Origin of the sequence: Escherichia sp. WS2035 (assembly GCF_046487065.1) — a bacterium.
Lineage (GTDB): Bacteria > Pseudomonadota > Gammaproteobacteria > Enterobacterales > Enterobacteriaceae > Escherichia > Escherichia coli.
In genome coordinates, this window is record NZ_JBJQKD010000002.1 from 417709 (window position 1) to 430846 (window position 13138).

The following is a 13138-nucleotide window of genomic DNA, read 5'->3' on the forward strand; positions in this document are numbered from 1 at the left end:
GCCATATGAATCCCCATCATAAATTATCACTATCATAAAAATTAATCTTATTAAATATACTTTATATTTACTTTTTCAGAGGCAGAGAAGCATCATTTATGCAACAAGAAGATCTTCATTTCTGTTAAAAAAACAGAGTTTATATGCTATTACGGATTTCAGTCGTAGCAAGTTGAACTGTGATCGCATTAAGACTAATCTTCTGGCTTGTAAAGGCCTTAGTTCCGTCATGACTCTCCCATCAGGCCATAGTTGAGCAAAATCCTGAAAGAATTATCACCTATTGTATCTTCAGATACGGGAGTTTTTGTCCAGTATTGTTGGAATAATCATGTGCCTATATTGTTCTTGTAGTTGGAACGTCTTATAAATAAAACGAAAAGGCAGTAAGTTTGTTGTATTTATTGATATTTTTCATTCAGTTAGTTGGCAATAATCAGTTATGGTTGTATTCAAAAGTACAGCTAGAACGAAATTAAAATAACGGGAGCATCGTACATGACTTGATATTTCAGAGGGCTAAGTATTAATATATTACTACGATCTGTCATCATTGACTATCAATATATTAGTTAGTTAAATATCTCTTTGTGTCATTCTGGCTAGTATATACTCATTATCATGAATGCTGCCATGCATAGCTAGGTCATCACCAATTAATGATATTCTCTGGATAATGATTCAAGAGTTTAAGTTCATTGTATATATAAGTTTGTATTCAAAGGTAATAAATTCCTTGTTTATTATTTCTCATGAAAATAGTTAAGAAGGAGTGAAGAGTCTGTTTTTTTGGTAGGAGAGTCTTTATTTATGTGTTTGCTATTAATGAATTTTTGTTAAGGTAGCCTCATTTGTCATAATTTTGCTAATATATGTATCGTCATATGTCGTGTTTTACTAAAAACTTAACTATCATGAACTCGTGATAGTAACAATATACCCTTAAGGTAGAACTTTTTCTTGATGAGAAGGTTTAAGTTTGTAGTTCAGAATATTACTGCCAAGATAGTTTATACTAGGATATGTATGGGAACCATACAGAAGATAAGAACAGATGTTAATGTATTATATGCGGCCATTCACCGTATTGAGTGGTTGTTTGAGACATTTTCATCTGTTTGTTTGTCTTTTTCTGGAGGAAAAGACTCTACTGTGCTGCTCCATCTTACGGCCGATGTGGCTCGCAGGAAGAAACGTCGTTTCTCTGTATTATTCATTGACTGGGAAGCTCAGTACCAGTGCACAATTGCACACATTCTGAAGATGAGGGAGATGTATCGGGATGTGACGGAGACTTTTTACTGGGTGGCACTCCCCCTGACTACGGTAAACGGTGTCTCTCAGTTTCAGCCGGAATGGATATGCTGGGAACCAGGTGTGGAGTGGGTTCGTCAGCCACCAGATGACGCTATTACAGATATGTCGTATTTCCCATTTTATCGGTATGCCATGACGTTTGAAGAATTTGTTCCGGCATTTTCTTCCTGGTTTGCCGGTAACCGGTGTGGAGTGGCAATACTGACTGGTGTTCGTGCTGATGAATCGCTCAATCGCTTTATGGGACTGGTGTCTCAGCGCAAACTGAGATATGCAGATGATAAACCCTGGACCACAGCGTCACCTGAAGGGTTTTATTACACCTTGTATCCGTTGTATGACTGGAAAGCCCGTGATATATGGATATATAACGCCAGAACCCGAGCTATCTACAATCCCCTGTATGACCTGATGTACCGTGCCGGCGTGCCGTTACGCAACATGCGGGTCTGTGAGCCTTTTGGCCCGGAACAGCGTAAGGGACTGTGGCTTTACCATGTTCTGGAGCCGGAAACTTGGGCCAGGATGTGTGAGCGGGTGTCGGGTGCTGCCAGCGGGGCGCTTTATGCCAATGAGAGCGGTGCCTATTTTGCCCTGCGTAAGCGTATCACGAAGCCACCTCATCATACCTGGCGTAGCTATGCGATGTTCCTGCTGGATGTGATGCCGGAAAGAACGGCAGAACATTACCGTAATAAAATTGCTGTCTACCTGCGCTGGTATCAGACGCGGGGCTTCCCGGATGACATCCCGGATGAACAGGAGAATGACCTGGGGAGCCGGGATATCCCGTCTTGGCGACGTATCTGTAAGACACTCATAAAGAATGATTTCTGGTGCCGGACCCTCTCCTTCAGTCCGAACAAACCCCGGCACTATGAACGTTATCTGCAGCGTATGAAAGAAAGGAGGAAGGAATGGGGGATTCTGTGACACCTGAGGTGGAAGTATTGAGCAACATGATTCGACAGTACTTCAGTCAGGAACGATCTGAAGAAGAGACCATACGAGCCCTTAATCATCTGCGCAGGGTGTTGCATGAGGTCAGCCCTTTTGCACAGGAGCCTGTGGACTGTGTGTTGTGGGTGAAAGCGGATGAGGTGGTGGCCAACGATTACAATCCCAATGTCATGTCTTCCAGTGAAAAAAAACTGCTTAAACATTCACTGGAGCAGGATGGATTCACGCAGCCTGTGGTGGTTTCGGAAGAGAAGGAGCATTATCTGGTCGTGGATGGTTTTCATCGTCAGTTGCTGGGCAGGAAAGCGGATACGAGAAAACGTCTGAAGGGTTGGCTGCCAGTGACCTGTATTAATCCGGAAAGAAAGGGACAGGCATCACGTATTGCCGCAACCATACGGCATAACCGTGCCAGGGGAAAACACCAGATAACGTCAATGTCTGACATTGTCAGGGACCTTTCGCGTCTGGGCTGGACAGATGAGCGTATTGGCACAGAGTTGGGCATGGACCAGGATGAAGTGCTGAGGCTGAAACAGATTAGCGGGCTGACAGAGCTGTTTCAGGAAGAGAATTTCAGCCCTTCATGGACGGTTCGTTGATATTGTAAAATATGATAGTTGGAGTAAGGGGCAATAGAAGGAGAATATTTATCCCACCTTCTTCCGAGTCGGGATAAATCAAAAGGTATTATCCATTGATTCAGTATCTGGGTGAGAGTAAATAATCTAAAAATAGTATTGCGTTGTGAACTGATATCACTTTTGAATTACAAAGGTATAGGCTCAGTAACCAGCTTTATAAGTCATTGTCGTAGCAATGACTATAGAGTCATGCTGGCGGGAAGAATAAATATTCACCCCCAGATGGAAAACAACGTCGAAAAACCTTCAACAAACACAATACGTTCGTTAGCCTGCCCGCAAAGCGGGCAGATCAGGACAAAGAATTCCATAACGATTGTTTTTGTCATCAGAAATTCCATACAAAACCTATAGCTGCATTAAAACCTGCTGCAGGAATAGTTTCATGTGCTGTACGGTAGCGTTTGTCTGTCAGGTTATTGAGTGCTAGGTTAATCCGGTACTGATCCTCGTTACCGAATTCTGTATTTACTGCAAAGTTGAGAGTGGCCCAGCCCGGAACATTTGTTTCGGTACCGTTACTGTCATCTTTTGCACTAGAGGCAGCACGAATAAAAACATCAGAGATTATGTTGGCCTGACCCATCACAAGAGTATGTTTCAGCCCTATACGTCCGTTTATCGCTGGTTCTCCTGTATTAGTTGTTTTTAATGTTGAAGTTTCATATTGCCGACGAATTAAATTGCCACTGATATATGGCGAGAAAACCCAGCCATTATATTCCGCGCTTATTTCCAGTCCCCATGTTTTTGCCCGATCAATATTGTCATAATAATAGTAGCTACTACGGGAGGAGTTGGTGTTACCATTGCAAACTATACTGCCATCACAGATCAGACTTGCAATATAATCTTTAGCTTCTGAGTAGTAAACTGCGCTGTCAATCAGCCACTGATTACCATTATATCGTGCACCTAATTCAAAGTTATTGGAGTGTTCAGCCTTAAGATCAGGATTTCCGTATGTGACACTGCCGCCCGCAGATGTCTGCATAAAAAGCTGGGAGAGTGTGGGAAATACGTAGCCTTGCGCGAACGCAGCGCGTAACTCCAAGTTATCGAAACCTGAATAGCGCAGGCTTGTAGATGTTACCATTTCGTGATCACTCGCAGACTCTCTGGCAAGAGAGGTATCGCTTATAATGCCTGCGGTATATGATACTCCGTCACCACGCGTCAACTTTGAAGAAAGCCAGTATTGGCGAACTCCCATTGTCCATGTCCAGTGATCGGCGAATCGCCAGTCATTTTGTGCGAATAGTGAGACTGTACTTTGCTCTGACTCATAATAGGAGCGAGTTCGTGTTTCCTTATTAATGAAGCCGGTCAGAGATTTGCTTGAGGTCATGCCACCGGACCTTTGGCTGACCCTGTCTTGTTTGTACTGTGCACCGGTAACAAGTTCATTATTAGCAGGCAGCGAAAAGTGACTCTGCAATGTGACCGCCTGAGTGTATTGCTTATCATGGGTGTCAGTCTTGTTATGAACGGTCAGAGCCTGAATCATCGGACTGGGAACAGGCTGTGTCGTTTTTACTTCGTTGGCAAATTGGCGCTGGATGGTCTGCTCATACGCGTCGAAATGAATTTTTTTTAGATAGTCACCGTCCACGTCTGTGTCATAGAATACCCCAACTTTCTCTCGTTCAAGTTTAGGTATTTTGACACTAAATGCCTCATAGCTTCCGTCTGGATCCTCATAGTAAGTTTGCGTCGCGAGTCTGTAGCGATCAAGCGAGAGGCCAAAACGATGGTTTCCGGAGTTATAACCCAACCATACACCCTGACTATTGTTACGATAGTTGGTATTCGGCAGACGTCCATCCGGCGTATCACGATTGCCCTGATCAGAATAACTACCGTTGATGCGATAATCAAATCCACCGATGCTCCCCTGGACCGCGATTGATTCTTCCCAGCCTGCTGTTGCGGAATTATAAACAGCTTTCACAACTCCAGATGCAAGTTTGTCACCTCCCTTTTTGGTTATGAAGTTAACAATACCGCCAATTGCCTGTGAACCGTACAGTACGGAATATGGACCTTTCACTACCTCAACACGCTCCAGCGCAGACTCATCTATCAACAGTCCCACACCATAATTATCTCCGGCGCGCTGATAAGTTACCTCCTGACCATCAATGAGAATTAAAACACGGGAGGATGCTTCGCCACGAATGCGGATTTGTTTACGGCCTGCCAAGGAGTTGTCTGTTATCTCTACTCCGGGGATGTCCTGCAAATTATCGGCTATGGAGGCATTGGTGGAGTTCTGCAATGTTTGTTGGTCAATAACCTGTATAGTCGCCGGGCTTTCCCAAAGGTTGCTTGCCGAACGATTCGTGGTCACGACGAGCGTCTCTTCGTTGCTGATTTTTGTTTCTGAAGAAGTTGCGGTTGCAGTAGAAACTATCCCAGAAATGCATAATGACAGAGTGGAAAGGATATAAATTCGACAAGGTATATTATATAACATTTCATCCCTCATTAATACAAAGTACAAATGATTGCTGTAATGATAATTATTATCATTTATGTTCTCATGTATCTGTGATTATTGTCATCTTCATAAATTGTAAATATCAAACATTTTTGACCTTAATCATGTTTTTTGATAGATATTTTACGACTGAACATATCCGTCGTTTCCTCTGACTCGTGTCAGTCGGTCTCTGGTTGTATCCACGGACCGTACTCTTGACATAAGAGTGCGGTCCGTGGAAAACGGAGTTGAAAAAATGGTGTCTGAAAGAAGGTACCATCATTGCGATGACAAACACTTTGGCGTGGATAATGTAATTAATTGCTGAAATTGACCGTATATGCGGTAAGACTCATATCAGTATCAGGTCCGGTTAATTGCTGATACTGACATAAACTTTTTACAAAAGGATGAATGCAGAAGGTTACTCTAATGGCCAGAGTGATGACAATGATGGTCAGACGTTGACCTGCAGAAACTGCATTTTAATTGGTCTATAAAGTCTGCAAGAGGAATCAGGGTCAGATCAGTGAGTCTTATCGCGGCCCGAAGCTATGACTGAAAGAAGGCTGGATACAGAATTGCAACAATTTGGCAATGTCAGAACACAGAAGCTTTGCAAGCAGGTGAAAGGTTATGTCTAGAAAAAGGAGTATATCAGAATACATCTACTGATGTACAAAACACAACAATAGCTTCATGATATATAAATACGTGATGACGAGTTGTACTCCGCATGGTTATTTAACTTCTCAGCACCACTAATGATCCTGAGCAACTTCGTATTTGGGCCATTGCCATGGAGTAGAAAGCTGTGTCTGAGAATGCAGAATTTGAGAAAAGAATTCGCTTTCTTGGAGAGCTTCTGAAAATGGCACGCTAACAACGCTTTGTTAAAAAATGTGAATCACTTGCCGAGGCTGCATTTTCTATTCGAGGAGAATGTTGACGTAGATATTACAGAAATCTCAGCGCATCAGGATAAACTGCTACCTTAGGTCAACCACCAAAAGAAAATACAATACGTCCAGTTTGTATGCCTTTAATAACACATCTTTTAAATGTTGAAGAATTATCCCGCCTGCTGAAGAACGTTGCTCTGAGTGTGATAAACCTTTTTATTCTTGATGATGTCAGCGAGAAGATGGAATATATCCCCGACTGGGTCGTGGTTACCCGGTTAAACATCTGGTGGCGCTAATAAATCTGGCAAGTCACATTCTGTTGAATGCTGTGACAGTGCCTTACCGAGAGAGCGAAATTGTGGTGTTCTAGTGCATAGTCGCCACCATTCCGGATAATTTTATTGCGTTGTTTTACAACTTCTTTTACAGCGCAGATCTGTCGCTGACGTTGAATCAATAGCCTGGATTTCAGAACACAATGCCCGTTTGCTGGTTGGTCCGGCAGTAGCATTAATTCATTATCTGAATGAAATGTGTCAATCCACAGAAACCGCTGTCAATGACGCATTTTGTCGGACGTTAACACGAGAAAGTCTGGCTATTCCGTAATGCCATCTTATTTCGTAATGGATTGAGAATGCTGGATTTTTAATTATATTACGCGCAGTATTAATCGCGTAAATGTTTTGCGGTCAGCAACGGTGGGGGATCCATTGCTCTGTTCAATGAATACCATCATACATTTGAATCAGGAGTCGGTATGATGATTTTGGTGACGGGAGGCGCACGGAGCGGGAAGAGTCGCCACGCAGAGGTGCTTATTGGGGACTCTTCACAGGTTCTGTATATCGCTACCTCGCAAATCCTTGATGATGAGATGGCTGCACGGATAGAACATCATCGGCAAAGCCGCCCGGAGCACTGGCGCACAGTGGAGCGCTGGCAACATCTTGATGAATTAATTCATGCAGACATTAACCCGAATGAGGCTGTGTTGCTGGAATGCGTTACCACAATGGTGACTAATCTGTTGTTTGATTATGGCGGCGATAAAGACCCTGATGAATGGGATTATCAGGCGATGGAACAGGCGATTAATGCTGAGATTCAGTCGTTGATTGCTGCCTGCCAACGTTGCCCCGCAAAGGTTGTATTAGTGACTAACGAAGTGGGAATGGGGATTGTGCCGGAGAGTCGTCTGGCACGACATTTTCGTGATATTGCCGGGCGGGTAAATCAGCAGTTGGCCGCTGCGGCAAATGAAGTATGGCTGGTGGTTTCGGGTATTGGAGTAAAAATCAAATGAGTAAATTATTTTGGGCGATGCTCTCATTTATTACGCGTCTGCCTGTACCGCGTCGCTGGTCCCAGGGACTGGATTTCGAGCATTATTCTCGCGGTATTATTACTTTTCCTTTGATTGGATTATTGCTTGGCGCGATTAGCGGGCTGGTCTTCATGGTGCTGCAGGCATGGTGTGGCGTACCACTGGCGGCACTGTTTAGCGTACTTGTGCTGGCGCTGATGACCGGGGGATTCCATCTGGACGGCCTCGCTGATACCTGTGATGGCGTATTTTCTGCACGTAGCCGCGATCGCATGTTGGAAATCATGCGTGATAGCCGTTTAGGCACCCACGGCGGTCTGGCATTGATTTTTGTGGTACTGGCAAAGATTCTGGTGTTAAGCGAGTTGGCTCTGCGTGGCGAACCGATCCTTGCATCGCTGGCGGCAGCATGTGCGGTCAGCCGCGGGACTGCCGCATTATTGATGTATCGTCATCGTTATGCGCGGGAAGAAGGGCTTGGCAATGTGTTCATTGGCAAAATTGATGGGCGACAAACCTGCGTCACACTCGGCTTAGCCGCTATTTTTGCTGCCGTATTATTGCCGGGTATGCATGGTGTGGCTGCTATGGTGGTGACGATGGTGGCGATTTTCATCCTCGGTCAGCTTCTCAAACGTACGCTGGGCGGGCAAACGGGCGATACGCTGGGAGCAGCCATAGAGTTTGGTGAACTGGTTTTCCTGCTGGCACTGCTATAAAGAGACGTGACATGCAAATACTTGCCGATTTACTGAATACGATCCCAGCCATCAATTCTGCCGCTATGTCGCGTGCACAACGGCATGTTGACGGGTTACTCAAACCTGTTGGTAGCCTGGGAAAGCTGGAGGCGCTTGCCATACAACTGGCAGGAATGCCGGGGTTGAATGGCATACCGCATGTGGGCAAAAAAGCAGTACTGGTTATGTGTGCCGATCACGGCGTCTGGGAGGAAGGGGTCGCTATTTCTCCAAAAGAAGTGACAGCCATACAGGCTGAAAATATGACCCGTGGAACAACCGGCGTGTGTGTGCTGGCAGCACAAGCGGGCGCTAACGTCCACGTAATTGATGTTGGTATTGATACTGCTGAGCCTATCCCCGGGCTTATCAACATGCGTGTCGCACGAGGTAGCGGCAATATTGCTTCAGCTCCGGCAATGAGTCGCCGTCAGGCTGAAAAGTTGCTTTTGGACGTCATATGTTATACGCGGGAGCTGGCAAAAAACGGTGTCACGCTGTTTGGTGTAGGTGAACTGGGGATGGCAAACACGACACCGGCAGCGGCAATAGTCAGCACAATCACTGGCCGGGATCCTGAAGAAGTGGTTGGGATTGGCGCAAACCTGCCGACAGATAAACTGGCTAATAAAATTGATGTTGTGCGTCGGGCGATTACGTTGAATCAACCAAATCCTCAGGATGGTGTTGATGTCCTGGCAAAAGTGGGTGGATTTGATTTGGTCGGAATAGCTGGAGTGATGTTAGGTGCTGCTTCCTGCGGTTTACCCGTGTTGCTGGATGGATTTCTTTCTTATGCTGCTGCGCTCGCAGCCTGCCAGATGTCTCCTGCAATCAAACCGTATCTCATTCCTTCTCACTTGTCGGCAGAAAAAGGCGCGCGTATAGCGCTCTCGCATTTGGGGCTGGAGCCTTATCTCAATATGGATATGCGTTTAGGTGAGGGGAGTGGTGCAGCTCTGGCGATGTCCATCATCGAAGCTGCTTGTGCGATATACAACAACATGGGCGAACTTGCTGCCAGTAATATTGTTCTACCGGGGAATACGACTTCTGATTTGAACAGCTAAAAACGAAAAGTCTGATAAAAGCTATACTTATCGGATAGTATTCGCGACTTAGGAAAGGGACATGATGCGTCGTGTAAATATTCTTTGCTCATTTGCTCTGCTTTTTGCCAGCCAAAATAGCCTGGCGGTAACTTATCCATTACCTCCAGAGGGTAGCCGTTTAGTGGGGCAGTCGCTTACTGTAACTGTTCCTGATCACAATACTCAGCCGCTGGAGACTTTTGCCGCACAATACGGGCAAGGGTTAAGTAATATGCTGGAAGCGAATCCGGGCGCTGATGTTTTTTTGCCGAAGCCTGGCTCACAACTCACCATTCCGCAGCAACTGATTTTGCCCGCCACTGTTCGTAAAGGGATTGTGGTTAACGTCGCTGAAATGCGTCTTTATTACTATCCGCCAGACAGTAATACAGTGGAAGTCTTTCCTATTGGTATCGGCCAGGCTGGGCGAGAAACCCCGCGTAACTGGGTGACTACCGTTGAACGTAAACAAGAAGCACCAACCTGGACGCCAACGCCGAACACCCGGCGCGAATATGCGAAACGAGGGGAGAGTTTGCCCGCATTTGTTCCTGCGGGGCCCGATAACCCCATGGGGCTGTACGCGATTTATATTGGCAAGTTGTATGCCATCCACGGTACCAATGCCAATTTTGGTATTGGGCTCCGCGTAAGTCAGGGCTGTATTCGTCTGCGTAATGACGATATCAAATATCTGTTTGATAATGTTCCTGTAGGCACTCGTGTACAAATTATTGATCAGCCAGTGAAATACACAACGGAACCGGATGGTTCAAAGTGGCTGGAAGTTCATGAGCCGCTGTCGCGCAATCGTGCAGAATATGAGTCTGACCGAAAAGTGCCATTGCCGGTAACCCCATCTTTGCGGGCGTTTATCAACGGGCAAGAAGTTGATGTAAATCGCGCAAATGCTGCGTTGCAACATCGATCGGGAATGCCTGTGCAAATTAGTTCTGGTTCAAGACAGATGTTTTAAGAGCGTTGGTAATTAGAAAGTAAAAAGCCTGCTCGAAAGCAGGCTTTTTTGAATTTGGCTCCTCTGACTGGACTCGAACCAGTGACATACGGATTAACAGTCCGCCGTTCTACCGACTGAACTACAGAGGAATCGTGTGAACGGGGCGCATATTAATGGCAGTGCATGGTGATGTCAAAGGGTGAAATGCATTTTTTTGTTTGTTTGCTGACAATTTCAACAAAGTGGTGAGCTTTCAATCTTATTGGGTAATGAACCATCGTGGTGCATACCCCCCTTTTATAGGGCAGGTGAATGCGACTGCTGATAAAAAGGGCCAATGACGAATCTATCATAATCTCTTATTTGACAGTTGGTTAGCTTGCGCATCAACGCTAAAATAGAACTGGCAAGCATCTTGCATTCTGGTTGTAAGTAATGGCGGCACTTGGGCCGATTCTTAAAAACCGGAGGCAACATGAACTTCAGACGCCTGAAATACTTCGTAAAAATTGTAGATATTGGTAGCCTGACCCAGGCTGCTGAAGTATTGCATATCGCACAACCAGCGCTCAGCCAGCAGGTTGCCACACTGGAAGGTGAGTTAAATCAACAGCTTTTGATTCGCACAAAACGGGGCGTTACGCCAACAGGCGCCGGAAAAATTCTCTATACCCATGCACGGGCCATTTTACGTCAGTGTGAGCAGGCCCAACTGGCGGTGCATAACGTTGGTCAGTCATTATCGGGGCAAGTCTCGATTGGCTTTGCGCCAGGAACCGCTGCGTCATCCATCACCATGCCCTTATTACAGGCGGTTCGCGCTGAATTCCCGGAGGTCGTTATCTATCTTCATGAAAATAGTGGTGCAGTGCTTAACGAAAAACTGATAAATCACCAACTCGATATGGCGGTGATTTATGAGCATTCCCCTGTGGCTGGGGTATCCAGTCAGGCTTTGCTGAAAGAAGATCTTTTCCTGGTAGGAACTCAAGATTGCCCGGGGCAAAGCGTTGATGTTAATGCTATTGCGCAAATGAACCTTTTTCTCCCCAGTGATTACAGCGCTGTTAGACTTCGTGTTGATGAGGCTTTTTCCCTACGGCGGCTCACGGCAAAAGTCATTGGTGAAATTGAGTCTATTGCCACGCTTACCGCAGCGATTGCCAGCGGCATGGGCGTTGCAGTATTACCTGAATCGGCTGCGCGTTCGTTATGTGGCGCAGTAAATGGGTGGATGTCACGCATTACCACTCCTTCAATGAGTCTCTCTTTGTCCTTAAATTTACCCGCCAGAGCAAACTTGTCACCACAGGCACAGGCAGTGAAAGAGTTGTTAATGTCAGTGATTAGTTCTCCAGTGATGGAAAAAAGGCAGTGGCAATTGGTGAGCTAAGCGTTATATCGGGATGGAATAAGATGCGGGTTTTTATTATTTGTTATGCCGGGCATTAGACTTTAACAATAACGGGATATCTGAACTGCCCGGAGTTTACCGTGAATTTCCAACAACTAAAGATAATCCGCGAGGCTGCACGTCAGGATTACAACCTGACAGAGGTTGCGAATATGCTTTTTACCTCACAGTCAGGCGTTAGCCGTCATATTCGGGAACTGGAGGATGAACTTGGCATCGAAATATTTGTTCGACGAGGTAAGCGACTGCTGGGCATGACTGAACCGGGCAAAGCATTACTGGTCATTGCAGAACGCATTCTGAATGAAGCCAGTAATGTTCGTCGGCTCGCAGACCTGTTTACCAACGATACGTCTGGCGTTCTCACTATTGCAACGACGCATACTCAGGCACGTTATAGCTTGCCTGAGGTCATTAAAGCTTTTCGCGAACTTTTCCCGGAGGTTCGGCTGGAGCTAATCCAGGGTACACCACAGGAAATTGCGACGTTGTTGCAAAATGGCGAAGCTGATATTGGTATCGCCAGCGAGCGTTTGAGTAATGACCCGCAGCTCGTCGCCTTCCCGTGGTTTCGTTGGCACCATAGTTTGCTTGTTCCACTCGATCATCCCTTGACGCAAATTACACCGTTGACGCTGGAATCAATAGCGAAGTGGCCGTTAATTACTTACCGACAGGGGATTACGGGGCGCTCACGCATTGATGACGCATTTGCCCGCAAAGGTTTGCCGGCAGATATTGTATTAAGTGCACAGGATTCTGATGTCATTAAAACCTATGTTGCTCTTGGGCTTGGGATCGGATTAGTTGCCGAACAATCCAGCGGCGAACAAGAGGAAAAGAATTTAATCCGCCTGGATACGCGGCATCTTTTCGATGCTAATACTGTCTGGTTGGGACTGAAGCGAGGGCAACTTCAGCGTAACTATGTCTGGCGCTTTCTGGAACTTTGTAATGCAGGACTGTCAGTTGAGGATATCAAGCGCCAGGTGATGGAAAACAGTGAAGAGGAAATTGATTATCAGATATAGCAAAAAGCCCGCTATAAAAGCGGGCTTTTCAGAAATTTGGCTCCTCTGACTGGACTCGAACCAGTGACATACGGATTAACAGTCCGCCGTTCTACCGACTGAACTACAGAGGAATCGCTGTTGAGGCACATCTTAACGGCGAAAAATATTTTGTCAAACCCGATTTTTAAATTTCCCAACTGTTTGCCGTTTCTATCAACAGTTTGTTGCATTTGCAGACAATTTGTTGGCGAAAATCTTTGCAGCTTTGCTGATTCTCCCTCATCATT

Annotated in this window: 9 protein-coding genes, 2 tRNA genes and 2 pseudogenes; 10 read left to right on the forward strand and 3 right to left on the reverse strand. The window is 45.7% G+C overall.

The genetic code is table 11. The features are described 5' to 3' along the window. Positions 1–1026: 1026 nt before the first annotated feature. Entirely contained in the window at positions 1027–2250 is a 1224-nt protein-coding gene (locus ACJHX4_RS06730) for a phosphoadenosine phosphosulfate reductase (RefSeq protein ID WP_001542270.1), read from the forward strand. Further along, positions 2235–2879, forward strand: coding sequence for an IbrB-like domain-containing protein (locus ACJHX4_RS06735; protein ID WP_000502870.1), 645 nt, complete (start codon positions 2235–2237; stop codon positions 2877–2879). The genes ACJHX4_RS06730 and ACJHX4_RS06735 overlap by 16 nt, the downstream gene beginning before the upstream one ends. A gap of 370 nt (positions 2880–3249) precedes the next feature. Here ACJHX4_RS06735 and ACJHX4_RS06740 read toward each other — a convergent pair whose 3' ends face one another. Next, positions 3250–5397, reverse strand: a complete 2148-nt coding sequence (locus ACJHX4_RS06740; RefSeq protein WP_000966628.1) for a TonB-dependent receptor plug domain-containing protein — start codon at positions 5395–5397, stop codon at positions 3250–3252. 1179 nt (positions 5398–6576) lie between these two features. Here ACJHX4_RS06740 and ACJHX4_RS06745 point away from each other — a divergent pair. The 6 genes and pseudogenes from ACJHX4_RS06745 to ldtA form a co-directional block, all read left to right on the forward strand. Next, positions 6577–6765, forward strand: a pseudogene (locus ACJHX4_RS06745) (IS4 family transposase); the annotation flags it as partial. An 8-nt stretch (positions 6766–6773) separates the two neighbouring features. After that, positions 6774–6917 (forward strand): annotated as a pseudogene (locus ACJHX4_RS06750) (cobalamin biosynthesis protein); the annotation flags it as partial. 151 nt (positions 6918–7068) lie between these two features. Next, on the forward strand, positions 7069–7614 hold the full coding sequence (gene cobU / locus ACJHX4_RS06755) for a bifunctional adenosylcobinamide kinase/adenosylcobinamide-phosphate guanylyltransferase (RefSeq protein WP_000973199.1): 546 nt from the start codon (positions 7069–7071) through the stop codon (positions 7612–7614). Beyond that, a complete protein-coding gene (gene cobS / locus ACJHX4_RS06760) occupies positions 7611–8354 on the forward strand; it encodes an adenosylcobinamide-GDP ribazoletransferase (protein ID WP_001296197.1) in 744 nt (247 codons plus the stop codon). The genes cobU and cobS overlap by 4 nt, the downstream gene beginning before the upstream one ends. 11 nt (positions 8355–8365) lie before the next feature. After that, positions 8366–9445: a nicotinate-nucleotide--dimethylbenzimidazole phosphoribosyltransferase gene (cobT, locus tag ACJHX4_RS06765; protein ID WP_001166163.1), complete on the forward strand. Its 1080-nt coding sequence runs from the start codon at positions 8366–8368 to the stop codon at positions 9443–9445. Positions 9446–9506: 61 nt separating this feature from the next. After that, complete coding sequence (gene ldtA, locus ACJHX4_RS06770) at positions 9507–10442, forward strand: L,D-transpeptidase (RefSeq protein ID WP_000986344.1); 936 nt, start codon at positions 9507–9509, stop codon at positions 10440–10442. A gap of 55 nt (positions 10443–10497) precedes the next feature. Here the strand turns inward: ldtA and ACJHX4_RS06775 are convergent. After that, positions 10498–10573 (reverse strand) — tRNA-Asn (locus ACJHX4_RS06775). 326 nt (positions 10574–10899) lie between these two features. Between ACJHX4_RS06775 and nac the strand changes: the two genes are divergently transcribed. After that, complete coding sequence (gene nac, locus ACJHX4_RS06780) at positions 10900–11817, forward strand: nitrogen assimilation transcriptional regulator NAC (protein WP_001011491.1); 918 nt, start codon at positions 10900–10902, stop codon at positions 11815–11817. A gap of 101 nt (positions 11818–11918) precedes the next feature. After that, complete coding sequence (cbl, locus tag ACJHX4_RS06785; RefSeq protein ID WP_001011024.1) at positions 11919–12869, forward strand: HTH-type transcriptional regulator Cbl; 951 nt, start codon at positions 11919–11921, stop codon at positions 12867–12869. A 37-nt stretch (positions 12870–12906) separates the two neighbouring features. Here the strand turns inward: cbl and ACJHX4_RS06790 are convergent. Further along, a tRNA-Asn gene (locus ACJHX4_RS06790) sits at positions 12907–12982 on the reverse strand. Positions 12983–13138: the final 156 nt, after the last annotated feature.

Bases quoted from the DNA above. Each gene is read 5' to 3' on its own strand.
- cobU (WP_000973199.1), top strand. From the start codon at position 7,069: ATGATGATTTTGGTGACGGGAGGCGCACGGAGCGGGAAGAGTCGCCAC.
- cobS (WP_001296197.1), top strand. From the start codon at position 7,611: ATGAGTAAATTATTTTGGGCGATGCTCTCATTTATTACGCGTCTGCCT.
- ldtA (WP_000986344.1), top strand. From the start codon at position 9,507: ATGATGCGTCGTGTAAATATTCTTTGCTCATTTGCTCTGCTTTTTGCC.
- ACJHX4_RS06730 (WP_001542270.1), top strand. From the start codon at position 1,027: ATGGGAACCATACAGAAGATAAGAACAGATGTTAATGTATTATATGCG.
- ACJHX4_RS06735 (WP_000502870.1), top strand. From the start codon at position 2,235: ATGGGGGATTCTGTGACACCTGAGGTGGAAGTATTGAGCAACATGATT.
- ACJHX4_RS06740 (WP_000966628.1), bottom strand. From the start codon at position 5,397: ATGTTATATAATATACCTTGTCGAATTTATATCCTTTCCACTCTGTCA.
- nac (WP_001011491.1), top strand. From the start codon at position 10,900: ATGAACTTCAGACGCCTGAAATACTTCGTAAAAATTGTAGATATTGGT.
- cobT (WP_001166163.1), top strand. From the start codon at position 8,366: ATGCAAATACTTGCCGATTTACTGAATACGATCCCAGCCATCAATTCT.